The organism is Klebsiella sp. BIGb0399 (assembly GCF_003752615.1).
GTDB lineage: Bacteria > Pseudomonadota > Gammaproteobacteria > Enterobacterales > Enterobacteriaceae > Klebsiella > Klebsiella lignicola.
In genome coordinates, this window is the sequence record NZ_RKHT01000010.1 from 234,141 (window position 1) to 258,835 (window position 24,695).

Annotated in this window: 23 protein-coding genes; 12 read left to right on the top strand and 11 right to left on the bottom strand. The window is 57.1% G+C overall.

From position 1 onward, the window contains the following. Nucleotides 1-23 precede the first annotated feature (23 nt). From EDF82_RS23595 to EDF82_RS23615, 5 genes are all read left to right on the top strand, one after another. Nucleotides 24-1,157 carry an amidohydrolase/deacetylase family metallohydrolase gene (locus tag EDF82_RS23595; RefSeq protein WP_123757896.1) on the top strand — a complete coding sequence of 378 codons (1,134 nt, stop codon included), beginning with the start codon at nucleotides 24-26 and terminating at the stop codon, nucleotides 1,155-1,157. Then, nucleotides 1,141-2,259: a DgaE family pyridoxal phosphate-dependent ammonia lyase gene (locus EDF82_RS23600; RefSeq protein WP_123757897.1), complete on the top strand. Its 1,119-nt coding sequence runs from the start codon at nucleotides 1,141-1,143 to the stop codon at nucleotides 2,257-2,259. Before EDF82_RS23595 ends, EDF82_RS23600 begins: the two co-directional genes overlap by 17 nt. Further along, the gene (locus EDF82_RS23605; RefSeq protein WP_123757898.1) at nucleotides 2,256-2,996 is read left to right on the top strand and encodes a KDGP aldolase family protein; all 741 of its coding nucleotides are present in this window, start codon (nucleotides 2,256-2,258) and stop codon (nucleotides 2,994-2,996) included. The genes EDF82_RS23600 and EDF82_RS23605 overlap by 4 nt, the downstream gene beginning before the upstream one ends. 81 nt (nucleotides 2,997-3,077) lie before the next feature. Then, on the top strand, nucleotides 3,078-4,229 hold the full coding sequence (locus EDF82_RS23610) for a lactonase family protein (RefSeq protein ID WP_123757899.1): 1,152 nt from the start codon (nucleotides 3,078-3,080) through the stop codon (nucleotides 4,227-4,229). 22 nt (nucleotides 4,230-4,251) lie between these two features. Then, complete coding sequence (locus tag EDF82_RS23615; protein WP_123757900.1) at nucleotides 4,252-6,162, top strand: transcription antiterminator; 1,911 nt, start codon at nucleotides 4,252-4,254, stop codon at nucleotides 6,160-6,162. A gap of 1 nt (nucleotide 6,163) precedes the next feature. Here EDF82_RS23615 and nrdG read toward each other — a convergent pair whose 3' ends face one another. From nrdG to treR, 5 genes are all read right to left on the bottom strand, one after another. Next, nucleotides 6,164-6,628 (bottom strand): anaerobic ribonucleoside-triphosphate reductase-activating protein, encoded by a 465-nt coding sequence (gene nrdG / locus EDF82_RS23620; RefSeq protein WP_123757901.1) that lies wholly within the window; start codon nucleotides 6,626-6,628, stop codon nucleotides 6,164-6,166. Between the two features lie 327 nt (nucleotides 6,629-6,955). Next, nucleotides 6,956-9,094 carry an anaerobic ribonucleoside-triphosphate reductase gene (nrdD, locus tag EDF82_RS23625; protein ID WP_123757902.1) on the bottom strand — a complete coding sequence of 713 codons (2,139 nt, stop codon included), beginning with the start codon at nucleotides 9,092-9,094 and terminating at the stop codon, nucleotides 6,956-6,958. Nucleotides 9,095-9,535: 441 nt separating this feature from the next. After that, on the bottom strand, nucleotides 9,536-11,191 hold the full coding sequence (treC, locus tag EDF82_RS23630) for an alpha,alpha-phosphotrehalase (RefSeq protein WP_123757903.1): 1,656 nt from the start codon (nucleotides 11,189-11,191) through the stop codon (nucleotides 9,536-9,538). Nucleotides 11,192-11,242: 51 nt separating this feature from the next. Next, nucleotides 11,243-12,661, bottom strand: coding sequence for a PTS trehalose transporter subunit IIBC (gene treB, locus EDF82_RS23635; protein ID WP_123757904.1), 1,419 nt, complete (start codon nucleotides 12,659-12,661; stop codon nucleotides 11,243-11,245). 129 nt (nucleotides 12,662-12,790) lie between these two features. Next, on the bottom strand, nucleotides 12,791-13,738 hold the full coding sequence (gene treR, locus EDF82_RS23640; protein WP_123757905.1) for a trehalose operon repressor TreR: 948 nt from the start codon (nucleotides 13,736-13,738) through the stop codon (nucleotides 12,791-12,793). Nucleotides 13,739-13,918: 180 nt separating this feature from the next. Between treR and mgtL the strand changes: the two genes are divergently transcribed. The 5 genes from mgtL (at nucleotide 13,919) to EDF82_RS23665 (ending at nucleotide 20,053) form a co-directional block, all read left to right on the top strand. After that, complete coding sequence (gene mgtL / locus EDF82_RS25695; protein ID WP_227540168.1) at nucleotides 13,919-13,972, top strand: mgtA regulatory leader peptide MgtL; 54 nt, start codon at nucleotides 13,919-13,921, stop codon at nucleotides 13,970-13,972. A gap of 145 nt (nucleotides 13,973-14,117) precedes the next feature. Next, nucleotides 14,118-16,826 carry a magnesium-translocating P-type ATPase gene (gene mgtA, locus EDF82_RS23650; protein WP_123757906.1) on the top strand — a complete coding sequence of 903 codons (2,709 nt, stop codon included), beginning with the start codon at nucleotides 14,118-14,120 and terminating at the stop codon, nucleotides 16,824-16,826. A 360-nt stretch (nucleotides 16,827-17,186) separates the two neighbouring features. Next, on the top strand, nucleotides 17,187-18,164 hold the full coding sequence (locus tag EDF82_RS23655) for a TRAP transporter substrate-binding protein (protein ID WP_123757907.1): 978 nt from the start codon (nucleotides 17,187-17,189) through the stop codon (nucleotides 18,162-18,164). 62 nt (nucleotides 18,165-18,226) lie between these two features. Then, the gene (locus EDF82_RS23660) at nucleotides 18,227-18,736 is read left to right on the top strand and encodes a TRAP transporter small permease (protein ID WP_123757908.1); all 510 of its coding nucleotides are present in this window, start codon (nucleotides 18,227-18,229) and stop codon (nucleotides 18,734-18,736) included. A gap of 30 nt (nucleotides 18,737-18,766) precedes the next feature. Then, entirely contained in the window at nucleotides 18,767-20,053 is a 1,287-nt protein-coding gene (locus tag EDF82_RS23665) for a TRAP transporter large permease (RefSeq protein ID WP_123757909.1), read from the top strand. Between the two features lie 85 nt (nucleotides 20,054-20,138). On the opposite strand, the gene ridA is transcribed toward EDF82_RS23665, so the two are convergent. The 5 genes from ridA to EDF82_RS23690 all read right to left on the bottom strand — a co-directional run bounded on the left by ridA (nucleotide 20,139) and on the right by EDF82_RS23690 (nucleotide 22,236). Further along, nucleotides 20,139-20,525, bottom strand: a complete 387-nt coding sequence (gene ridA, locus EDF82_RS23670) for a 2-iminobutanoate/2-iminopropanoate deaminase (RefSeq protein WP_123757910.1) — start codon at nucleotides 20,523-20,525, stop codon at nucleotides 20,139-20,141. Nucleotides 20,526-20,685: 160 nt separating this feature from the next. Next, on the bottom strand, nucleotides 20,686-21,147 hold the full coding sequence (gene pyrI, locus EDF82_RS23675) for an aspartate carbamoyltransferase regulatory subunit (protein WP_123757911.1): 462 nt from the start codon (nucleotides 21,145-21,147) through the stop codon (nucleotides 20,686-20,688). A gap of 12 nt (nucleotides 21,148-21,159) precedes the next feature. After that, a complete protein-coding gene (gene pyrB / locus EDF82_RS23680) occupies nucleotides 21,160-22,095 on the bottom strand; it encodes an aspartate carbamoyltransferase (protein WP_123757912.1) in 936 nt (311 codons plus the stop codon). A 2-nt stretch (nucleotides 22,096-22,097) separates the two neighbouring features. Then, nucleotides 22,098-22,157: a pyrBI operon leader peptide gene (locus tag EDF82_RS25700; RefSeq protein ID WP_112150686.1), complete on the bottom strand. Its 60-nt coding sequence runs from the start codon at nucleotides 22,155-22,157 to the stop codon at nucleotides 22,098-22,100. Next, on the bottom strand, nucleotides 22,132-22,236 hold the full coding sequence (locus tag EDF82_RS23690; RefSeq protein WP_123757913.1) for a pyrBI operon leader peptide: 105 nt from the start codon (nucleotides 22,234-22,236) through the stop codon (nucleotides 22,132-22,134). Before EDF82_RS23690 ends, EDF82_RS25700 begins: the two co-directional genes overlap by 26 nt. A 194-nt stretch (nucleotides 22,237-22,430) precedes the next feature. Here EDF82_RS23690 and EDF82_RS23695 point away from each other — a divergent pair, with 194 nt between their 5' ends. Beyond that, nucleotides 22,431-22,883, top strand: a complete 453-nt coding sequence (locus EDF82_RS23695; RefSeq protein WP_123757982.1) for a YhcH/YjgK/YiaL family protein — start codon at nucleotides 22,431-22,433, stop codon at nucleotides 22,881-22,883. A gap of 142 nt (nucleotides 22,884-23,025) precedes the next feature. Here EDF82_RS23695 and argF read toward each other — a convergent pair whose 3' ends face one another. Continuing rightward, nucleotides 23,026-24,030, bottom strand: a complete 1,005-nt coding sequence (gene argF, locus EDF82_RS23700; protein WP_123757914.1) for an ornithine carbamoyltransferase — start codon at nucleotides 24,028-24,030, stop codon at nucleotides 23,026-23,028. Nucleotides 24,031-24,192: 162 nt separating this feature from the next. Here argF and rraB point away from each other — a divergent pair, with 162 nt between their 5' ends. After that, nucleotides 24,193-24,618: a ribonuclease E inhibitor RraB gene (gene rraB, locus EDF82_RS23705; RefSeq protein ID WP_123757915.1), complete on the top strand. Its 426-nt coding sequence runs from the start codon at nucleotides 24,193-24,195 to the stop codon at nucleotides 24,616-24,618. Nucleotides 24,619-24,695 lie beyond the last annotated feature (77 nt).

Sequence of the window (24,695 nt, forward strand, 5' to 3'; positions counted from 1 at the left end):
GCCCGCCTTAACAGGAGATACGTATGTTTGATTTACTCCTGCGCCGTGCGCGCCTCGTCGACGATACCCTGACCGATATTGCCATCCAGGACGGAAAAATTGCCGCGCTGGGCGAGATTAACGCGCCATCGCACAAAACCATCGAGCTGCAGGGGCGTTACTATGTCAGCGCCGGCTGGATTGATTCCCACGTCCACTGCTACCCGAACTCACCGATTTATCACGACCAGCCGGATAGCGTCGGCGTGGCCTGCGGCGTCACCACCGTGATCGATGCCGGCAGCACCGGCGCGGACGATGTTGATGACTTTTATCAGCTGACCCGCGAGGCGGCGACCGAGGTCTATGCGCTGCTCAATATCTCCCGTGTCGGACTGATTGCCCAGAATGAACTGGCCAACATGGCCAACATCGATGCCGAGGCGGTACAGCAGGCGGTCAAACGCCATCCGGATTTTATCGTTGGCCTGAAAGCGCGCATGAGCAGCAGCGTGGTCGGCGAAAACGGCATTACCCCGCTTGAGCGGGCGAAAACTATTCAGCAGGAAAACGGCGATCTGCCGCTGATGGTGCATATCGGCAATAACCCACCGAACCTCGATGAGATTGCCGACCTGCTGAGCGCAGGCGACATCATTACCCACTGCTATAACGGCAAACCGAACCGCATCCTGGCGCCTTCCGGCGAGCTGCGCGCTTCGATCACCCGCGCGCTACAGCGCGGCGTACGACTGGATGTCGGCCACGGTACCGCCAGCTTCAGCTTCGAGGTGGCGCGTCGGGCCATTGCGATGGGGATCCTGCCGCATACCATCAGTTCCGATATTTACTGTCGTAACCGCATCGACGGCCCGGTCCGCTCGCTGGCGCTGGTGATGTCGAAGTTTCTCGCCATCGGCATGTCGCTGCCGCAGGTCATTGACTGCGTGACCGCCGGGGCCGCAGACGGGCTGCGCCTGAAGCACAAAGGGCGGCTGGCAGTCGGTTTTGATGCCGATTTAACGCTGTTTACCGTCGAGCATGCGCCAACGCTGCTGGTCGACGCGGAAAAAGAGAGCCTGCAGGCTGACAATATTCTGGTGCCGCTTGCCGCGATTCGCGCAGGCAAGGGCTATCTGACCGAACAAGGGAGTGCGGAAAATGCCTTCAATTTTTGAGAAATACAATTTAAAACAAGTCATTAATACATCCGGTCGCATGACGGCGCTGGGCGTTTCCACGCCGCGCCCTGAGGTGGTGGATGCGGTGATGAGCGGCATGAATCACTACTTCGAAATGAAAGACCTGGTGAACAAGACCGGCGAATACATTGCGAATCTGCTGGAAGTGGAAGGCGCTACCGTCGTCTCCTGCGCCTCAGCGGGGATTGCCCAGTCGGTTGCGGCGGTGCTGGTGAAAAACAGCGCCTGGCTGCTGGAAAACCTGCACGTCACGCCGATCGAAAACAATGAAATCGTGCTGCCGAAAGGCCACAACGTTAACTTCGGCGCGCCGGTCGGCTCGATGGTGGCGCTGGGGGGCGGCAAGCTGGTGGAAGCGGGCTACGCCAACGAATGTTCCGCCGACCAGCTGGCGGCGGCGATCACTCCGCGCACGGCGGCGATTCTGTACATTAAATCGCACCACTGCGTACAGAAAAGCATGCTCAGCGTCGAACAGGCGGTAGTGGTGGCGCGTAAACATAACCTGCCGTTGATCGTCGATGCAGCCGCGGAAGAAGATCTGCAATGCTACTACCGCGCCGGCGCTGACCTGGTGATTTACAGCGGCGCGAAAGCGATTGAAGGGCCGACCAGCGGTCTGGTGGTCGGCAAAACCCAGTACGTCGAGTGGGTGAAACGCCAGTCGGCGGGCATTGGCCGGGCGATGAAAGTGGGTAAAGAGGGGATCCTCGGCCTGACCTGCGCCATCGAACACTACCTGACGGCGCGTAAAGAGAGCGGTGATGAGATGGTGGCCAAGATGACGCCGTTTATTAACCAGCTCAATACCCTTGAGGGGGTGACCGGCTGCGTGGTCTGGGACAGCGCCGGGCGTGACATCGCCCGTACCGAAATTAAATTTGATGAGGCCGTCACCGGCATCGCTACCGGCGAACTGGTGGAGGCATTAAAGCAGGGTGAATACGCTATCTACTTCCGTGGCTACAAAGCTAACGAAGGGATTATTGAAGCCGATGTCCGCAGCGTGAACGCGCAGCAGCTGGAGATTGTCGCTCGTCGCATCGCCGAGGTTCTGAACAAGGAGAAAAAAGCATGAAACTGACCCCAAATTTTTACCGTGACCGCGTCTGCCTGAACGTCCTGGCGGGCAGCAAAGAGAACGCACGTGAGATTTACGAGGCGGCAGAAGGTCACGTCCTGGTGGGGGTGCTCTCCAAGAACTATCCTGACGTGGCGAGTGCGGTGGCGGATATGCGCGAATATGCGCAGCTTATCGATAACGCGCTGTCGGTCGGTCTGGGGGCGGGAGATCCGAACCAGTCGGCGATGGTCAGTGAAATTTCACGCCAGGTGCAGCCGCAGCACGTGAACCAGGTCTTTACCGGGGTCGCAACCAGCCGTGCGCTGCTGGGGCAGAATGATACCGTGGTCAACGGTCTGGTCTCGCCGACCGGCACGCCGGGTATGGTTAAGATCTCAACCGGCCCGCTGAGCAGCAAGGCGCCAGACGGTATCGTGCCGCTGGAAACCGCCATCGCGCTGTTGAAAGATATGGGCGGCAGCTCGATCAAATACTTCCCGATGGGCGGCCTGAAGCATCGCGATGAGTTTCTGGCAGTGGCGCAGGCCTGTGCCCGCCATGATTTCTGGCTGGAGCCGACCGGCGGGATCGACCTAGAGAACTACAGCGAAATTCTGCAGATTGCGCTGGACGCCGGGGTCAGTAAAATTATCCCGCACATTTATAGCTCTATTATTGATAAAGAAAGCGGTCATACCCGCCCGGCGGACGTTCGCCAGCTGCTGGAGATGACTAAAGCGCTCGTTAAGTAGGATTGTCATCCTCGCCGCGCGCACGTACCGATCGCAAAACGTGCGCGTGGAAACAGCTTATTGCACCCTCAAGGAGTCGTTATGCCAACCGCTCGTCACCTGCTTGCTGCATCACTTTCCCTGCTGGCTACCACCGCCTGTGCGCAAACCCATTATGCCTGGGTAGGTACCTATAATCCCAACGGGGAGGGGCTGTACCGGTTTACCGTCGACAGTAAAACCGGCGCGCTCCGTGATAAAGCGCTGGTCAGTTCGTTGCAGAACGTCGCGCAGCTCGCCGTGTCGCGGGATGGTAAAACCCTGTATGCCGCCAGTGAAGTCGAAAAGGGCGTGGTGCAGGCGTGGCGAGTTGAATCCAATGGCGAACTGACCGATCTCAATCAGGTCTCTTCGGCGGGGGCCGGGCCGGTGTATCTGTCGCTGACGCCGGACGGTCGCCATCTGCTGGTGGCGAACTACGTTAGCGGCTCGGTTGCGGTGTTGCCGGTGAAAGACGATGGCAGCCTGGGCGAGGCGGTGGATAGCCACCAGGACGAAGGTCCGGCCGGAGCAGAAAGCCCGGCGGCGGCCGTTGAGGGCAGCTTCGCCATTAGCGATCATAACGGTCCTCACGCTCATATGATCGCCGCCGATCCGAGTGGGCAGTATGTGTTTTCCACCGATCTGGGGCTGGATCGTATCTATCAGTACCGGCTGGATAACCGCAGCGGCACTCTGACGCCGAACGATCCGCCGTTTATTGCCGCATCGTCGGAAGGCGCCGGACCACGTCACTTTGTCTTTACACCGAAGGGCGACGGCCTGTGGCTGATTAACGAAGAAGCCTCGACGCTGACCTTCTATCATCTTGATAAGAAAAGCGGGCTGCTGCGTGAGGGCAAAACCATCTCCGCGCTGCCGAAGGAGTACAAAGGCACCAGTTTCGCCGCGGGCCTGGTACTCAGCCCTGACGGTAAGCAGCTGTATGTCGCCAACCGTCTGCATAACAGTATTGCCCACTTTAGCGTGCTGGCCGACGGCAGCCTGAGCCATCAGGAAGATATCTGGACCCGTGGCGACTACCCCCGCACGTTGACGCTGGATAATCAGGGGCAATGGCTGTACGTCATGAACCAACGCAGTGATAATATTACCCGTTTTAGCGTTGCGGCCAGGAGCGGCAAACTGACTTTTGCCCCGGAATACACCCCGGTAGGCAGCCCGTCACAGATGGTGATATCCGCTCAACCGTGAGCCGTAAAGAGAAGGAACTGACATGCGATTTCCCAACCAACGTTTAGTGCAACTGTTTACCTTGCTGCAAAACGAAACGCTGCCCCAGGATGAACTGGCGCAGCGGCTGTCGGTTTCTACCCGTACCGTTCGCGCCGATATCACCGCGCTGAACGCGCTATTAGAGCATTACGGCGCGCAATTTATTTTGACCCGCGGCAGCGGCTATCAACTGAAAATCGACGATCCGTCGCGCTACCAGACCCTGGAGGCGAGCGCGCCAAAGCCGCAGCATATCCCGCGCACCGCCCAGGATCGCATCAACTTTCTGCTGGTGCGCTTTTTGACCTCGGCGTTCTCTATCAAGCTTGAAGACCTGGCGGACGAGTGGTTCGTCAGTCGCGCGACCCTGCAAAACGACATGGTCGAGGTGCGCGAGCGTTTTCAGCGCTATCAGCTGGCCCTGGAGACGCGCCCGCGTCACGGCATGCGCTTGTTCGGCAGCGAAGTGTCGATTCGCGCCTGCCTGACCGATCTGCTGTGGCAGCAGGTGCAGCAGGGCGGGTTGAATCCGCTGATGGGGGAAGAGGCGTTAAATTCGGATGTCCAGGAACAGCTGGGGGGCGTGTTGCAGGAGATCCTGACCCGCCACCATGTTCGCCTGACCGATGAAGGGGAGCGCTTTATCCGGCTGTACAGCGCGGTGGTAGTCCATCGCGTGAGCCAGGGCTATCCGTTGGCCGAGTTTAGCGCCGAAGACGTGGCGCAGAACGTGCGGGATGCCGCACGGGATCTGGCTGCGGTCCTGCAGCAGCAGGCGGGGAAAACCCTCTCGCTGGCGGAAGAAGAGTGGCTGTGCGTCCACCTCGCCGCCCGTCAGGTCCAGGACGTCGATCCGGGCACCATCAGCGCCGACGATGGCGAAGCGCTGGTGAACTACATCCTGAACTACATCAACAGCCAGTATAACTACAACCTGCTGGACGACGCCCAGCTGCATGCCGACCTGCTGACCCACATTAAGACCATGATCACCCGGGTGCGCTACCAGATAATGATCCCCAACCCGCTGCTCGATAACATTAAGCAGCACTATCCGATGTCGTGGGATATGACCCTCGCGGCGGTGAGCAGCTGGGGCAAATATACCCCCTATACCATTAGCGAAAACGAAATTGGCTTCCTGGTGCTGCACGTCGGCGTCGGGCTGGAGCGTCATTACAACATCGGTTATCAGCGCCAGCCGCGGGTGCTGCTGGTGTGTGATACCAGCAATGCGATGGTGCGGATGATCGAGGCGATTTTGCAGCGTAAGTATCCGCAGCTTGAGATTGCCGCCACGCTGTCGCAGCGGGAATATGAGCAGCTGGAGAGCATCGCGGAAGATTTCGTGGTCTCTACCGTGTGGATTGGCGAAAAAGATAAGCCGGTAGTGACGATTGCGCCGTTCCCGACGGATTATCAACTGGACCAAATCGGCAAGCTGGTGCTGGTGGACCGGACTCGCCCCTGGGTGCTGAATAAGTATTTCGATGAGGCTCATTTTCGGGTGATCGACGCGCCTGTCGACCAGCAGACGCTGTTTGCCGAACTGTGCCAACAGCTACAGCAAGAAGGTTTTGTCGATGCCGGGTTCCATGATTCGGTGGTGGAGCGTGAAGCGATCGTCAGCACCATGCTGGGGGACGGCATTGCGCTGCCTCACGCCCTTGGTCTGCTGGCGCAAAAAACCGTGGTCTATACCGTGATTGCGCCGAACGGCATCGCCTGGGGCGATGAAACCGCGCATATCGTCTTTTTGCTGGCGATCAGCAAGAGCGAGTATGAAGAGGCGATGGCGATCTATGATATTTTCGTGACCTTCCTGCGCGAACGCGCCATGGCCCGTCTTGCCACCACCCGCAGTTTTGACGAGTTTAAAACGGTGGCGATGGAGTGCGTCAGCCGCTTTTAACTCAGCGCAGGTGGTGAACCACCTGATTGCTGCTGCCGCGCCAGATCAGCGCCGGGTCTTTTAAATCCTGCACAAACTTGCCGTCGATCAGCACGTTAATTAAATCCACTACCGCCATCTGCGCGTCGTCCAGCTCCGCCAGTTTGTAGCCGGTCCAGATCCAGATATCTTTCCCTTTGCACTCCGCGTGAATGCGCTTCACCAGTTTCAGAATGTGCGGCACGTTCTGCGGGTGCAGCGGATCGCCGCCGGAGAGCGACAGGCCCTGGCGGGTGATACGAGTGTCGTTGAGGTCGGCGATGATTCGGTCTTCCATTTCCTGGGTGAAAGGCTGTCCGGAGTTCAGCCGCCAGGTGCTTTTGTTGTAGCAGCCGGGGCATTCATGGACGCAGCCGGAGACAAACAGGGTGCAGCGTGTTCCAGGCCCGTTGACGATATCTACGGGGTAGTACTGGTGATAATTCATTTTCGCTTCTCAATTAACGCCATTACTGCGTTGGCTGCGCTCACTCACCCGGGTCACTTACTACAGTAAGCTCCCCGGGACTCTTTCGTTTGCCGCCTTGTTCTGACGCCAATTGCTTTGCGAAAAACGTAGGCCTGTTCGTTTCTCATTTGACGCTGCAGCGGCGTTGGCTGCGCTCACTCGCCCGGGTCACTTACTATAGTAAGCTCCCGGGACTGACTCGTTTGCCGCCTTGCTACAACGCCAACTGATTTGAGGAAACCTGTGCTGGTGCGTTGTAGCCCGGACAGGCCGCTGGCGGCGCTATCCGGGGGGACGGTGGCGAGATTAGCCGAGTTGACCGTTGCCGAGGTGTTTGACGCGGCGTTTCACCTCTTCCTGCTTACCGGCGTTGAACGGACGGGCGTCCGGGCTGCCGAGGTAACCGCACACGCGACGGGTCACCGACACGCGGGCGGCGTCGTGGTTGCCGCATTTCGGGCAGGTAAAGCCTTTACTGGTACATTCGAACTCACCGGTAAAACCGCACTCGTAGCATTCGTCGATCGGCGTGTTGGTGCCGTAATACGGCACGTGTTGATAGCTGTAATCCCACACGTCTTCCAGCGCTTTCAGGTTGTGCTGAATGTTCGGGTACTCGCCGTAGCAGATGAAGCCGCCGTTGGCGATTGGCGGGTAGGCCGCTTCGAAGTCGATCTTATCGTACGGGTTCACCTTCTTCTCGACGTCGAGGTGGAAGCTGTTGGTGTAGTAGCCTTTGTCCGTTACGCCCGGGATCACGCCAAATTCGGCGGTATCCAGACGACAGAAGCGATCGCAGAGGTTTTCGCTCGGCGTGCTGTAGAGGCTGAAACCATACCCGGTTTCGTCTTTCCATTGGTCCACGGCATCACGCAGACGCTGTACGATGGCAACACCTTTGGCACGCAGCGCTTCGCTGTCGTACATGTGGGTGTCGCCCGCCAGCGCGTTAATGGTTTCGTGAATGCCGATGTAGCCCAGAGAGATCGACGCGCGGCCGTTTTTGAAGATTTCAGAGACGTCGTCATCGGCCTTCAGGCGCACGCCGCAGGCCCCTTCCATATACAGAATCGGTGCCACGCGCGCTTTGACGCCTTCGAGGCGCGCAATACGCGTCATCAGCGCTTTACGCGCCAGCTGCAGGCGCTCGTCCAGCAGCGTCCAGAATGCTGCTTCATCGCCTTTGGCTTCCAGGGCAATGCGCGGCAGGTTGAGGCTGATTACCCCGATGTTGTTACGCCCATCGTGAACTTCTTCGCCGTTTTCGTTTTCCCACACGCCGAGGAAGCTGCGGCAGCCCATCGGGGTTTTAAACGAACCGGTTACCTTCACCACCTGATCGTAGTTGAGGATATCCGGGTACATGCGCTTGCTTGCGCACTCCAGCGCCAGCTGCTTGATGTCATAGTTGGCATCGCCGAACTTGTGGTTCAGGCCGTCGCGAATCGCAAAGACCAGTTTCGGGAACACCGCCGTTTTGCGGTTTTTACCGAGGCCGGCGATACGATTACGCAGAATCGACTGCTGAATCAGGCGGGATTCCCAGCTGGTGCCCAGACCAAAGCCAAAGGTGACGAACGGCGTCTGCCCATTGGCGGTATGCAGGGTATTCACTTCGTATTCCAGCGACTGGAAGGCGTCGTAACACTCTTTTTCGGTGCGAGAATGGGCGTAACCTTCGGCATCCGGGATCTGCCACTCTTCGGCAATTTTACGATGCTTATTGAAGCTCTCGGCGACGAACGGCGCGAGCACTTCATCAATACGGTTAATGGTGGTGCCGCCATAAATATGGCTGGCGACCTGGGCAATAATCTGCGCCGTGACGGCGGTGGCGGTAGAGATAGACTTCGGCGGTTCGATCTCGGCGTTACCCATCTTAAAGCCGTGGGTCAGCATGCCTTTCAGGTCGATCAGCATACAGTTGAACATCGGGAAGAACGGCGAATAGTCGAGATCGTGATAGTGAATCACGCCACGCTCGTGAGCCATGACTACGTCGTGCGGCAGCAGGTGCTGACGGGCGTAATGTTTGGCGACGATACCGGCCAGCAGGTCGCGCTGGGTCGGGATGACTTTACTGTCTTTGTTCGCGTTTTCGTTGAGTAACGCCGAGTTGGTCTGCTCAACCAGTCCACGAATCTCCTGGTTCAGACGGCCGCGCTTTTCACGTTGGCTATCGCGGTCATGGCGATATTCAATGTAGGCGCGCGCCAGCTGCTTGTACGGACCGGCCATCAGCTGGTTCTCAACGGCGGTCTGGATCTCGTTGATATCAACCTGGGCGCGGCCCTGCATTTGCTGGCTAACGACTTCTGCGACGGTGGCGCAATAGTCTGCGTCATCGACTCCCGCTGCTTTAGCTGCACGCAGAATTGCTTCATTAATGCGCTCTGACTTGAACGGCACTTTACAGCCATCGCGTTTCATCACATGCGGTGTCATGATCACTCCATACTTTATAGAACAGGTTATCCACAGAGGCGGAAAGTTTGCCGAAGTCACTGGGGCTATACCTGCCGCCGTGTTGCTCCGGTTCCGGCCCTTTTTATCCACATCCCATCACCGCCAGAGTTCGATGGGCTATGGTGACATAATAGACGATTGATACCATATGTAGGGCCGGCACGCATTTTAAGTTCTATATGTAGTGATTTGCATCAAAGATGTTTGCTATTTTATTGATGCAGGACAAAGTAAAAAGACGAGAGTACGCAGGCTGGGCACCCGCGCGGAATGTAAATTTATCTGACTAAAAAATAAGCGGAAATTGGCGGGAAGAAGGCAAAAACGCTGGCACCGGCCAGCGTCATGTGATTCGCCCCTGTCCGGGCTGCGGGAACGGCCCCCGTAGCCCGGTTGAGCGCAGTGCAAGCCGGGGAAAGGTTACTCCTGCAACCACCAGATGGCTTCAAACGGACGTAGCGTCATGGCCGCAGGGCGGCTGGCTGCCTCCGGGTAGTTGCTCATCAGCACCTGCCAGTCGCCCTCCATCTCGCGGTGATGCCAGCTCTGGAATTCGCGACTCAGGTTGGCGGCGACGACCAGGGTTTTGCCCTGCCACTGGCGGCGATAGCACCACAGCGCAGGATGTTCCGCCAGGAGATCCTGATAATCTCCCCAGATCAGCACCGGCGTGGTCTTGCGTAACGTAATCAGCTGCTGGTAGGTGTAAAACACGGAGTCCGGGTCTGCCAGCGCCGCTTCGGCATTGATGGTCTGATAGTTATCGCACAGGGAAATCCACGGCTCGCCGGTGGTAAAGCCGCCCTGGGCGCGGCGATCCCACTGCATCGGCGTGCGGCTGTTATCGCGCGATTTACTGGCGAGGATCGCCAGCAGCTCGTCCGGCGCCTGTCCCTGCGCCGAGCGTTCAATAAACATGTTGTGGCTTTCCACGTCGCGATACGCGTTGATGTCCGAGAAGTGGGGGTTGGTCATGCCAATCTCTTCACCCTGATAGATATACGGGGTGCCCTGCATGCCGTGTAGTACCATCGCCAGCATTTTCGCCGCCGGAACCCGGTATTCACCTTCATCGCCGAAGCGCGACACGATGCGCGGCTGATCGTGGTTACACCAGAACAGCGCATTCCATGCCCGGTTGTGCATCCCCTGTTGCCAGTGGCTGAACAGCGCTTTGAGTGCCACGTAGTCAGGACGTGCCAGGGACCACTTTTCGCCGCCGGGATAATCGACCTTCAGGTGGTGGAAGTTAAAGGTCATCGACAGCTCGCGGCCGTCCTGCGCCGCATACTGCTGGCAATGTTCCAGCGAAGTGGAGGACATCTCGCCCACCGTCATCAACTGACGCGGGGTGAAGACATCGCGGCTCATCTCCTGCAGGAACTCATGAACCCGTGGGCCGTCGGTATAAAAACGGCGTCCGTCGCCCTGGTCATCCGTCGGGAAGGTCTGATCTTTTGAAATCAGGTTAACCACATCAAGGCGCAGGCCGTCGACGCCGCGGTCGGCCCAGAATTCGCACACCTTTTTGAGCTCTTCCCGTACCGCCGGGTTTTCCCAGTTGAGATCGGCCTGCTCCGTGGCGAACAGATGCAGATAGTACTGCCCGCTCTCGGCGTGCCACTGCCAGGCGTTGCCGCCAAATTTCGAGCGCCAGTTGTTAGGTGGGGCGGTGGGCTCGCCATCGCGCCAGATGTAAAACTGGCGGTAGGGGCTCTCTTTGTTTAACGACTCGCGAAACCAGGCGTGTGCGGTTGAGGTATGGTTGAGGACCATATCCAGCACGATGCGGATCCCGCGCGCTTTGGCCTCGGCCACCAGTTCGTCGAAATCATCCAGGGTGCCGTAGGTGGGATCGATGGCGGTGTAGTTCGCGACATCGTAGCCGTTATCCACCTGCGGTGAGACGTAGAATGGCGTCAGCCAGATAGCGTCCACGCCGAGGGTTTGCAGATAGTCGAGGCGAGAGGTGACCCCGCGCAGATCGCCGGTGCCGCTGCCGGTCGTGTCCTGGAAACTCTTCGGATAAATTTGGTAAATAACGCCGTTTTGCCACCAGTGGGGAAGGGTATTCATATCGCTTTCCTGCTACAACGAAGGGGCGCTAGCGCGCCCCGAAAGATAAAATCAGACAATCTGTAAGGTGCCCTGACGGAATTTACGCTGGTACACGATCGTGGTGAGCGTAATCGGCACCACCACCGCGATGACCATCGCTAACCCGAAGACCTGCCAGTAAGTTGGCTGGATGGAGAGGATCCCCGGCAGCCCGCCGACGCCGATACCGTTCGCCATCACGCCGTTCAGGCCACACAGCAGCCCGGCAAGGCCGGAGCCGATCATCGCGCAGAGCATCGGGAAGCGGTATTTCAGGTTGATCCCGTACATGGCCGGTTCCGTGACCCCAAGGTAGGCCGAGATAGCGGCCGGCACCGAAATTTCACGCTCGTTCTGTTTGCGGCTGGCGATGATAATGCCGACGACCGCCGATGCCTGGGCGATGTTAGACAGGGCAATCAACGGCCACACCGGGGTGCCGCCCATGCTCTGAATCATCTGCATATCGATAGCCAGCGTCGTCTGATGGACCCCGGTAATCACCAGCGGGGCATACAGGAAGCCGAACAGGGCGGCGCCAATCGGCGCAAAGCTGCCGGTCATCAGGTGACGCACCGCGAAGGCCACGCCGTCGCCGATCATGCGGCCAAACGGGCCGATAAAGGCATGGGCAAGGAAGACCGCCAGAATCAGCGAACATACCGGCACCACCACCAGATAGAGGTAGTCAGGGACGATACGTTTGAGGCGAGTTTCGATGAAGCCCAGCGCCAGGCCAGCCAGCAGCGCCGGGATAACCTGCGCCTGGTAGCCGACTTTCGCAATGGTAAACAGACCGAAGTTCCACACTTCCGGCACCTGCTGACCCAGCATATAGGCGTTCATCAACTGCGGAGAAACAAGGGTTACGCCGAGCACGATGCCGAGGATCGGCGTTCCGCCCATTTTCTTCACCGCTGACCAGCAGATACCGACCGGCAGGTAGAAGAAGATGGCTTCGCCAATCAGCCACAGGAAGTCATAAATGGTTTGCAGCGACGGGTGCATTTGCGCCAGCGTCTGCCCGTTGCTCATCGGCAGATCGCCGATCACGTTACGGAAGCCGAGGATCAGGCCGCCGCTGATCAGCGCCGGCAGCAGCGGGAAGAAGATCTCGGCAAAATGCGAGATCAGCTGCTCGTGCCACTTCATATTTTGTCGCGCAGCCTGTTTAGCCTGCTCTTTATCAGCAGATGCCTGGCCGGTGGTCGCCAGCAGCGCCTTGTAGTAATCGTCCACTTCCGTGCCAATCACCACCTGGAACTGCCCGGCGTTGGTGAAGCAGCCCTTCACCATGCGCAGCTGTTCGATCTCTTTGGGTTTGGCAATGGCCGGATTGTTCAGCACAAAGCGCAGACGGGTAATGCAGTGGCTGACGGTAGCAATGTTATCGCGCCCGCCCACCAGTTCGATCAATTTATCGATGTCCTGCTGATTTACTTTACTCATTATGAGGCCTCAAAACAGAGGGAAGAGATTGCGTAATGACCTGAGACGAATCCTAACGGGTCCGTGGGAATTTCAAAATGGGAACGTTCCCTAAACGCAGCAAGGATCACATAAATCCATCCTCAGGGCTTAAATAAGCGCGGCGGGAATCACGATCTGGCGGGGTTCTGTCTGGCCGGCGATCTGCGCGATCAACTGCTGGGCAGCCTGGCGCCCGGCTTCGGCGTAGCCTGGGTTGACGGTGACAATCTCCGGGTGAAGAAACTTCATCAGCGGCGTGCTGCCGACGCTGGCAACCTGCAGGTGGGCAATCTGCTGCTCCTGTAAATACTTACTGGCGCCAAGGGCGAGGGTGTCGGTGGCGCACAGCAGCGCGCTGGTCTCCGGCGTCAGCACGCTGGAGACATTGTCGTAGCCCTGTTTCATCGCCAGGCCCGGCAGGGCGGCGGACGGGGTGAGCTGGTGCTGCGCGCAGAAATCGAGATAAGCCTGATGGCGGCGCTGCCCGGTGGTGACGTCACTATGGGGCACCCCGAGAAAACTGATGTGGCGATGCCCGCTGTCGTACAGGCGCTGCATCAGCAGGTTGACCGCGCCGTTATCGTCGTAGCAGACCGAGGCGAAACCCGGCGCGTCGCGCGCCAGCAGCACCATCGATTCGCGCCAGGGCGTCAGCATCTCTTCGGTGATGCCGGTAAAACCAAACAGCACCACGCCATCGATATTGCGGCGGGCGAGGATCCTCAGATGCTCCCCGACCAGCGCCGGAGAAAACTGGCTTTCCATCATAATCGGATCGAAACCCTGCTCGTAGAAGGCCGGCAGCATGGTCTGTACGGCCAGGTTTTCCGACAGCGAATCAAGACGGGTGACGATAATGGCCACCACTTTGTCGCTTTGACCACGCATCGCCCGGGCGGAACGGGAAGGCGAGAAACCGTGCTGCAGCATCACCGCTTCGACCCGTTCACGGGTGCGTTCGTTTACGCCGCTTTCATTGTTGAGCACGCGGGATACCGTCGATTTCCCGACGCCGCTTAAGCGCGCGATATCTTTAATGGTCAGCCGGTTTTGCATGCAGGGTTCTCGTGGTCATCCGATTTAGTGAGCCTAATGCTACTCAACCAAACCGCAATGAGCAAAGTCTGGTTTACGTCTGGTTTAGTTACGCGGGGTTATTATTGGCGACAGCGGGTTCAACTTGCCCGCTGGTTGCGCTATAGTCTGCGCCGTTTTTCCTCACTTACCGGAGATTTTATGGACCCCGATCCCACTCCTCATCCTCGATGGAGTAACTCTCTTTTCCGGTAAGCCTGCTTAGCACTGCTTTACCGGAAGCGTAAAGCAGTGACGTCCTTGATGTCCCTGCCATAAAAAAATAATACCTGACAGGTAGCGTTTTGTTGCGCCTGTCAGTTGTGCTGCGTTCGCTTGTGCGAGCGCGGAGGGACTGTTTATGTTGAAAAATATGACCCGGCAGCTGTTTGCTCAGCTCAGCCGCCATTTGCCACGCCGACTGGTTCAGCGTGACCCGTTACCGGACGCTCGCCATCTGGCCAGTACGCCGATTCCTGACTCGCTAGGCAAGCACTGCCTGAACGTGGCGGCGATGGACGACAATGAACTCTGGCGCGCCTTCGACAGCCACCCGGAAGGGCTGAACGCTAGCGAAGTTGCAGAGAAAATAGCTCGCTTCGGCGACAACCAGATCCCGGCGCAGAAGCCGTCGCCATGGTGGGTGCATCTGTGGACCTGCTATCGCAACCCCTTCAACCTGCTGCTCACCGTGTTGGGGATCGTCTCTTATGCAACGGAAGATCTGTTTGCTGCCGGCGTGATTGCGCTGATGGTGGGGATCTCCACGTTACTCAACTTTGTTCAGGAAGCCCGCTCGACTAAAGCGGCGGATGCCCTCAAGGCGATGGTCAGCAATACCGCGACGGTGCTGCGGGTGGTCAACGAGCAGGGGGAAAGCCGCTGGTGCGAGCTGCCTATCGACCAGCTGGTGCCGGGCGATATCGTCAAGCTGTCGGCGGGAGATATGATCCCCGCGGACCTGCGTATCCTCCAGGCGCGGGATCTGTTCGTCGCCCAGGCCTCGCTGACCGGTGAATCGCTGCCGGTCGAAAAAGTGGTGCACAGCCGCGACCCACAGCAAAGCAACCCGCTGGAGTGCGACACCCTGTGCTTTATGGGCACCAACGTGGTGAGCGGCACGGCGCAGGCGATCGTCTTTGCGACCGGCGGCAACACCTGGTTTGGTCAGCTGGCCGGACGGGTCAGCGAGCAGGAGAGCGAGCCGAATGCCTTCCAGAAAGGCATCAGCCGCGTCAGCATGCTGCTGATCCGCTTTATGCTGGTGATGGCGCCGGTGGTGTTGCTGATTAACGGCTTTACCAAGGGCGACTGGTGGGAAGCGGCGCTGTTTGCGCTGTCGGTGGCGGTCGGCCTGACGCCGGAAATGCTGCCGATGATTGTCACCTCGACCCTGGCGCGCGGGGCGGTGAAGCTCTCGAAACAGAAAGTCATCGTCAAGCACCTCGATGCTATCCAGAATTTCGGCGCGATGGACATCCTGTGTACCGATAAAACCGGCACCCTGACGCAGGACAAAATCGTGCTGGAGAACCACACCGACGTCTCCGGCAAAGTCAGCGAGCGGGTACTGCACAGCGCCTGGCTGAATAGCCACTATCAGACCGGGTTGAAAAATCTGCTCGATACGGCGGTGCTGGAAGGGGTTGAACTCGACGCGGCGCGTCAGCTTTCCGAACGCTGGCAGAAAGTGGATGAGATCCCGTTCGACTTTGAGCGTCGCCGCATGTCGGTGGTCGTGAGTGAGCAGGAAGGGGTACATCAGCTGATTTGCAAAGGCGCGCTGCAGGAGATCCTTAATGTGTCGACCCAGGTGCGCTACAACGGCGATATCGTGCCGCTGGACGACACCATGCTGCGCCGCATCAAACGCGTGACCGATACGCTCAACCGCCAGGGGCTGCGAGTGGTGGCGGTAGCGACCCGCTATCTGCCGGCCCGCGAAGGCGACTACCAGCGGGCCGATGAGTCTGACCTGATTCTCGAAGGCTACATCGCCTTCCTCGATCCGCCGAAAGAGACCACCGCGCCGGCTCTGAAAGCGCTGAAGGCCAGCGGGATTACCGTCAAAATCCTCACCGGGGATAGCGAACTGGTCGCGGCGAAAGTGTGCCATGAAGTGGGGCTGGACCCCGGCGAAGTGGTCATCGGCAGCCAGATTGAAGCGCTGAGCGATGACGAGCTGGCCCAACTGGCAAAACGCACCACGCTGTTCGCCCGTCTTGCGCCATTGCATAAAGAGCGCATCGTGACGCTGTTGAAGCGCGAAGGGCATGTGGTCGGCTTTATGGGCGATGGCATCAACGATGCTCCGGCGCTGCGCGCGGCGGATATCGGCATCTCCGTGGATGGCGCGGTGGATATTGCCCGGGAAGCGGCGGATATTATTCTGCTGGAAAAAAGCCTGATGGTATTGGAAGAGGGGGTGATCGAAGGCCGCCGTACTTTCGCCAACATGCTGAAATACATCAAAATGACCGCCAGTTCGAACTTCGGTAACGTCTTCAGCGTGCTGGTGGCGAGCGCCTTTCTGCCGTTCCTGCCGATGCTGCCGTTGCACTTACTGATCCAGAACCTGCTGTACGATGTATCCCAGGTGGCGATCCCGTTTGATAACGTCGATGATGAGCAGATCCGCAAGCCGCAGCGCTGGAACCCTGCGGAACTGGGGCGCTTCATGGTCTTCTTCGGCCCGATCAGCTCGATTTTCGATATTCTGACCTTCTGCCTGATGTGGTGGGTGTTCCACGCCAACGTGCCGGAAGCGCAGACGCTGTTCCAGTCCGGCTGGTTTATTGAAGGGCTGCTGTCGCAAACGCTGATTGTGCATATGATCCGTACGCGGCGGATTCCGTTTATCCAGAGCCGCGCCGCGTGGCCGCTGTTTGCTATGACCCTGGTAGTGATGGTGGTGGGCATCGCGCTGCCGTTCTCACCGCTGGCGGGCTATTTACAGCTGCAGGCGCTGCCGCTGAGCTACTTCCCGTGGCTGATTGCTATTCTGGTTGGCTATATGACGTTGACCCAGATGGTGAAAGGTTTCTATAGCCGACGCTACGGCTGGCAATAATCTCAAATAATGGCTGCTGCGGCAGCCATTTCTCTTTTCGCTCCTGCAAAAATAATCTCCGCAACGCGTTGTGTTTTATTTTTTTTGAAATGATAAAGGTGTGAGAGATCACAACTATTGTTCTCTTTCAGACATTATTTTTTCCGTAAAATGACCTTCGTTGCAAAAATGAAACAGCGTGCTGAAAATCTCACGGTTATTCCTTCTTTTGTGAACATAATCATCGTAATAATTTGTTACAGGGGCTAACCTGCCCTGGCATCACCAATAACAAGATTCTTCCTGCTGCTTTTCATTCAGACCGTCATTGTTCCTGTAAACCGTTTGCTATTAGCGTTTATATATCTCTGGAGAAGGTAAATGAAACTGAGAAAAACTCTTTTAAGTCTGGGCGTGGGGTGTGGACTCCTGCTGACCTCGCAGATAACCGCGGCACAAACGCTGCGTGCGGCCGACGTTCATCCTGCTGATTATCCTAACGTCGTGGCGGTAAAACACATGGGGGAAAAACTCAGTGCCGCCACCGACGGACGGCTGGATATTAAAACGTTCCCCGGCGGCGTACTGGGCGATGAAAAGCAGATGATTGAGCAGGCGCAGCTCGGCGCGATCGATATTATTCGCGTGTCGATGGCGCCAGTAGCGGCGATTTTACCGGAAATCAACGTCTTCACCTTGCCGTATGTCTTCCGCGATGAAGACCATATGCACCACGTGCTGGACGGCATGATCGGCCAGGAAATTGGCGACCGACTGACCGCGAACAGCAAGTCACGGCTGGTGTTCCTTGGCTGGATGGACGCCGGGACGCGCAACCTGATTACCAAAGATCCGGTCGCCAAACCGGAAGATTTAAAAGGGATGAAAATCCGCGTACAGACCAGCCCGGTGGCGCTGGATACCTTAAAAGCGATGGGGGCCAACGCGGTGGCGATGGGGACCAGCGAGGTCTTCAGCGGCATGCAAACCGGGGTGATTGACGGCACGGAAAATAACCCGCCAACCTTTGTGGCGCATAACTACCTGCCGGTAGCCAAGAATTATACCTGGAGTAAGCATTTCATTATTCCTGAGCTTTTTCTGTTCTCTAAACCAAAGTGGGACAAGCTGAAGAAAGAGGATCAGGAATTAATTATCAAACTGGCGAAAGAAGCCCAGGCCGAGCAACGCAAGCTGTGGGAAGCCTATAACACCAAATCGCTGGAAACCATGAAACAGCAGGGCGTTAAGTTTTATGACATTGACACCGACTATTTCTATAAAGCAACACAATCAGTGCGGGATAAATACGGTAAAGACCATCAGGATTTGATCAAGCAAATTCAGGATGTGCAGTAATTAATCAGGCGGATGGATTATTCCATCCGCCCTGAACTGATTATTCAGTCGAGGTAATGGTGATGGGTGAATATTATTCATCGGTAATGGACATACTTTATCGAATTTCTATGTGGATTGCCGGGCTGGCGCTGCTGGTGATGGTGGCGGTGATCCCGGTTGGCATATTTGCGCGCTACGTGATGAACAGCGCGCTGTCATGGCCTGAACCGATAGCCATATTGTGCATGGTGACGTTCACCTTTATCGGTGCGGCTGTGAGCTACCGCGCCGGTTCACATATCGCCGTCAGCATGGTGACCGACCGCCTGGGCGATAGCGCCCGTCGTTTCTGCTCTGTCGTGGCCGATCTTATCCTGATGGCCATCTGTATTTTCATCCTCTGGTACGGCTCCTCACTGTGTATCGAACTGTGGGAACAACCGGTCGCGGAATTCCCGCTGCTCACCGCCGGAGAAAACTACCTGCCGCTCCCGATTGGCTCGGCGATCACGCTGCTGTTCATCATCGAAAAGATCTGCCGCGGCGACCAGTATCAACGTCCCATCGTCATGCTGGGTTCAACCAGTTGATCGTCGATCCGACTGCATAGAGGAATACAGATGGATGCCTTTATTCTCGTTTTTACGCTGGCGATCATGCTGGCGATTGGGGTGCCGGTAGCGTACGCCGTGGGGATCAGCGCGATCGTTGGCGCCTGGTATATTGATATCCCGCTGGAGGCGGTGATGATCCAGCTGACCAACGGCGTGAACAAGTTCTCGCTGCTGGCGATCCCGTTCTTTATCCTCGCCGGGGCGATCATGGCCGAAGGGGGGATTGCGCGGCGGCTGGTGAACTTTGCCTACATTTTTGTCGGGTTTATTCGCGGCGGCCTGTCGCTGGTGAATATTGTTGCCTCGACCTTTTTTGGCGCGATTTCCGGGTCATCGGTGGCGGATACCGCCTCTATCGGTTCGGTGATGATCCCGGAGATGGATAAAAAAGGCTACCCGCGCGACTTTGCGGCGGCGGTGACCGCCAGCGGTTCGGTCCAGGCGATCCTGACGCCGCCGAGCCATAACTCGGTGATTTACTCGCTGGCTACCGGGGGGACGGTGTCGATTGCCGCACTGTTTATCGCCGGGATCCTGCCGGGACTGTTGCTCAGTTTTGCCCTGATGGTGATGTGCGTCGGCTTTGCCCACAAGCGCGGCTACCCGAAAGGCGAGCGGGTGCCGTTTCGCCAGGCGTTGACGATCTTTGTCGATACGCTGTGGGGCCTGATGACGGTAGTGATCATCATGGGCGGGATCCTCTCCGGTATTTTCACCGCCACGGAATCGGCGGCGATTGCCTGCCTGTGGGCCTTCTTTGTCACCATGTTTATCTACCGTGACTACAAATGGTCCGAGCTGCCAAAGCTGATGTATCGCACGGTGAAGACCGTCACGATCGTGATGATCCTGATCGGTTTTGCCGCCGCCTTTGGCGCCATCATGACCTACATGCAGCTGCCGATGCGCATCACCGAAGCCTTTACCAGCATCTCGGATAACAAGTACGTCATTCTGATGTGCATTAACATTATGCTGCTGCTGGTCGGTACGCTGATGGACATGGCTCCGCTGATTCTGATCCTGACGCCGGTGCTGCTGCCGGTGACCAACGCGCTGGGTATCGACCCGGTCCACTTCGGGATGATCATGCTGGTCAACCTTGGGATTGGCCTGATCACGCCGCCGGTCGGTTCGGTGCTGTTTGTGGCCAGTGCGGTGAGTAAGCAGAAGATAGAGCAGGTGGTGAAGGCGATGCTGCCGTTTTATGCGGTGCTGTTCCTGGTGCTGCTGCTGGTGACCTATGTTCCGGCGATCTCGCTGTTCCTGCCGAAACTGTTTGGCGTGATGTAATGCGTGAGAAGGGGTAAATGTATCCGGCCTGAGCAAACAATGCAGGCCGGATAAGCCATCAGGCTATCCGGCTGTGATGCAGAGATTAGCGGCGAATAGCGATCGCTTCGATCTCGATTTTCACGTCTTTCGGCAGACGAGCAACTTCAACGCAGGAACGGGCCGGGAAGGTGGCCTGGTGTTCGGTGAAGAACGCTTCATACGCAGCATTCACGGTGGCAAAGTCGTTCAGATCTTTAACGAAGACGGTAGTTTTCACAATATCGCCCACTTTCAGGCCCGCGGCTTCAACGATAGCCTTCACGTTGTCCAGAGACTGACGCGCCTGAGCAGCGACATCTTCCGGCACGCTACCGGTTTTCGGGTCGACGGGGATCTGGCCGGAAGTGATAATCATGCTTCCCAGATCAACACCCTGAACGTATGGGCCGATTGCTGCTGGTGCATTTTCCGTCGCGATAGTTTTAGACATGAGTTCTCCTTAATAACAGCATTATATACCCTTCATCCTGCGAGTTGCCTCGTCGCGGCAGGGGCGAATGGTCCGTGCTGCCGGCAAAGACGCAGCTTGCAGCATTGCGCGTATGGAACCCGGCCATTATAGGGAGCCGGGTAGCCAATACCAACCTCAATTAGTTGGCCAGAACCACATAATGTGAAAACTCTTTTTCACAATATTTGCACTTCAGCGCGATATCATTTTCACGTTTTTTGACCGCGAAGCTTGAGGATACCGGCTCGGCGTGGCTGATGCAGTTGCTGTTGGGGCAGACCAGCACGTTGTTAATCCGGTCCGGCAGGTTAGGGCGTAATTTGCCTACCACTTCATAATCATCGATACGGTTAACCGTGGCATGCGGGGCATACAGCGCCAGCTGGTTTACCTGCTCTTCGGTCAGGAAGGTATTCTCGATTTTCACCAGGTCTTTGCGGCCCATTTCGCCTGACGGCAGATTCAGGCCGATGGTGATGCGCTGATCCGTTTCGGTCAGCTTAAACAGCGTCAGCAGCTTAAAACCAACCTGCGCAGGGATGTGGTCGATAACGGTGCCACGTTTGATGGCTTCTACTTGCAGTTTATTATCGTGTGTCATGGTCGTTTCCCCTTACAGAGCCAGCTCGCTATTGAGTACCAGTGCCAGTAATGCCTGGCGGGCGAAGATGCCATTCCCGGCCTGCTGGAAGTACCAGGCGTGCGGCGTTTTATCAACATCGGTGGTGATTTCATCAATGCGCGGCAGCGGGTGCAGCACTTTCATATTTTCGCGGGCGTCTTCGAGGTCGGCGGCGCGCAGGACAAACTGCGCCTTCACGTTGGCGTATTCGGACGGGTCGAGACGCTCTTTCTGTACGCGGGTCATGTAGAGAATATCCACGTCCTCCATCACTTCATCAATGGCGCTATGCACGCTCCAGGCAATCCCTTTCTCATCCAGCATATCGAGGATGTACTGCGGCATGGCTAACGCATCCGGAGCGATAAAGTAGAAGCGGTTGCCGTTAAACTTCGCCAGCGCCTGGGTCAGGGAGTGGACGGTGCGGCCATATTTGAGGTCGCCGACCATCGCGACGTTGAGATTTTCCAGGCGGCCCTGGGTTTCCTGAATGGTGAACAGATCGAGCAGGGTTTGCGTCGGGTGCTGGTTGGCGCCATCGCCGGCGTTGAGGACCGGAATGCCGCCGGAAAACTCGGTCGCCAGCCGTGAGGCCCCTTCCTGCGGATGTCGCATCACGATGGCGTCGACATAGGTGCTGATGACCGAAATGGTGTCGGCCAGGGTTTCCCCTTTTTTGCCCAGCGAGGTGTTGCTGCTGTCAGAGAACCCTACCACGCTGGCGCCCAGGCGGTGCATCGAGGTTTCAAACGACAGGCGGGTACGGGTGGAGGCTTCAAAGAAGCAGCTGGCGATAACCTTATGCTTCAGCAGTTCCGGCTGTGGGTTTGCTTTGAGTTTTGCAGCGGTCGCCAGCACCAGTTCGAGGTCTTCTCGGCTGAGATCGTTTATGGAAATGATATGTTTTTGATATAGCGGGTTAGCCATGTTTATCTCCTGACGCCTGGGCAAAAAAAAAGCCCCTTAAATAAGGGGCTTCGAGAATTCATTGAGCAACGGAAAGAAAAACGCTACGCCAGCGCCTGTGTACAGACGCGGTAAGACAGAATGTCGTACGCAGTAGACCATGCTTCCTCCCGGCAAATCGACCGACATTATATGCAGCTCAAATTTCGGATCAAGTGATTAGTCCACAAACAAGAAAACGATTGCCTCAGGAAGCCTGCGCCAGCGCAAAAAACCATAAAAAAGAAGTGGTATGGCAGTGCGAAGGGGCGTATAAAAACAAAAATGAAAAGCTGTTTTATATTTTGGGGAATATTATGATCGTTGGTCACATCCATCATTTGCAAACCTGGCTGCCGGACGCGCTGCGTCAGGCGATTGAGCATGTTAAAGCGCACGTCAGCGAGGAGACGCTGCCGGGAAAATACGATATTGACGGCAACAATGTGTTTTACCTGGTCTCGGAAGACACCACCGAGCCATTTGCTGCCCGCCGGGCGGAGTACCATGCTCGCTATCTGGATATCCAGATTGTCCTGCGTGGTCAGGAGGCGATGACCTTCAGCACGCAGCCTGCCGGCACGCCGGACACCGACTGGCTGGAAGGGAAAGACATTGCGTTTCTCGCCGCCGGCGAGCAGGAGAAAACCGTGATTCTCAGCGAGGGTGACTTTGTGGTGTTTTACCCGGGCGAAGTTCACAAACCACTGTGCGCCGCGGGCGAACCGGCCAAAGTGCGTAAAGTGGTTGTGAAGGTGCGGATGGCGTAACGGCGCAGTCCGGGATCTCCCCGGTGGCGCTACGCTGACCGGGCTACAGTTCGTGCGGTTTGGTAGCCCGGACAGGTGCGTCAGCACCGCCTCCGGGTTCTCCCCGGTGGCGCTTCGCGCCGCCATCCGGGGATATGTTTCGTTATTTACTCAGCGTTGCCACCATCACCGCTTTAATGGTGTGCATGCGGTTTTCCGCCTGATCGAAGACGATACTGGCGGGCGATTCAAAGACCTCGTCGGTCACTTCCATGCCGCCATGCAGGCCGTACTCTTCGGCCATCTGTTGGCCCAGGGTGGTTTGATCGTCATGGAACGCCGGCAGACAATGCAGGAACTTAACCTGCGGGTTGCCGGTCAGTGCCATCATTTCGCTATTCACCTGATAGGCACGCAGCAGCGCGATGCGCTCCGCCCACTTCTCTTTGGCTTCACCCATAGAAACCCAGACGTCGGTATAAATAAAGTCCGCGCCCTTCACGCCAGCGGCGATATCTTCGGTCAGGGTGATGTTGCCGCCGTGCTTCTGCGCCAGCGCCGTGCACTCTGCCACCAGATTCTCTTCCGGCCAGCAGTCCGCCGGGGCCACCAGGCGCAGATCCAGCCCGGTCAGCGCGGCGGCTTCAAGCATGGAGTTCCCCATGTTGTTGCGGGCATCACCGGCATACACCAGCGTCATTTCGTTAAAGGCTTTGCCCGGAAGATGCTCCTGCATGGTCAGCAAATCGGCCAGCAGCTGGGTTGGGTGGAACTCGTTAGTCAGGCCATTCCACACCGGGACGCCGGCATAGCTGGCTAGCGTCTCGACGATCTCCTGACCATGACCGCGATACTGAATACCGTCATACATCCGTCCCAGCACGCGAGCCGTATCTTTAATCGATTCTTTATGGCCAATCTGGCTGCCGCTTGGCCCGAGATAGGTCACGCGGGCGCCCTGGTCAAATGCGGCAACTTCGAAAGAGCATCGTGTACGGGTAGAGTCTTTTTCGAAGATGAGCGCGATGTTTTTTCCAGCAAGGTGTTGGATTTCAATGCCGTTTTTTTTATCGGTTTTCAGTCTGGCGGCCAGCGCCAGTAGGGCAGTGATTTCTGCAGGGGTAAAATCGAGCAACTTTAGAAAATGTTTGTGATAAAACGCGGACATGGTTCCCTCGCTGGCTTAAGCCACTTATTGAATTAAAATTCAATTTATATGTATGAATATTCATTTGCAACCCCGTTTCACAAATCTTTTGCACAAAGGTGGAGGCAATCACGGCGGTATGTGACAATAGAAGTATCTGTCGCACATTATGAGGAACAAGCCATGGCAAACCCGGAACTACTGGAAGAACAGCGCGAAGAAACGCGTCTGATTATCGAAGAACTGCTCGAAGACGGCAGCGACCCTGATGCGCTGTACACCATCGAGCATCATCTCTCCGCCGACGACTTTGAAACTCTGGAGAAAGTGGCAGTAGAAGCTTTCAAAATGGGCTACGAAGTGACCGAGCCGGAAGAGCTGGAAGTCGAAGAAGGCGAAGTGGTTATCTGCTGCGATATCCTGAGCGAAAGTGCCTTAAAAGTAGAACTGATTGATGCCCAGGTGGAGCAGCTGCTGAACCTGGCAGAGAAATTCGGCGTTGAATATGACGGTTGGGGAACCTACTACGAAGACCCTAACGGCGAAGACGGTGACGAAGAAGACGACGAAGATCTCGTCGATGAAGACGACGACGGCGTTCGTCACTAAGCAAGCCTGCACGTCATCCTTCAGGCACTTCTCTGTTGGCGATACTCAGAAACCCCGGCGACATAGCGACTATGCCG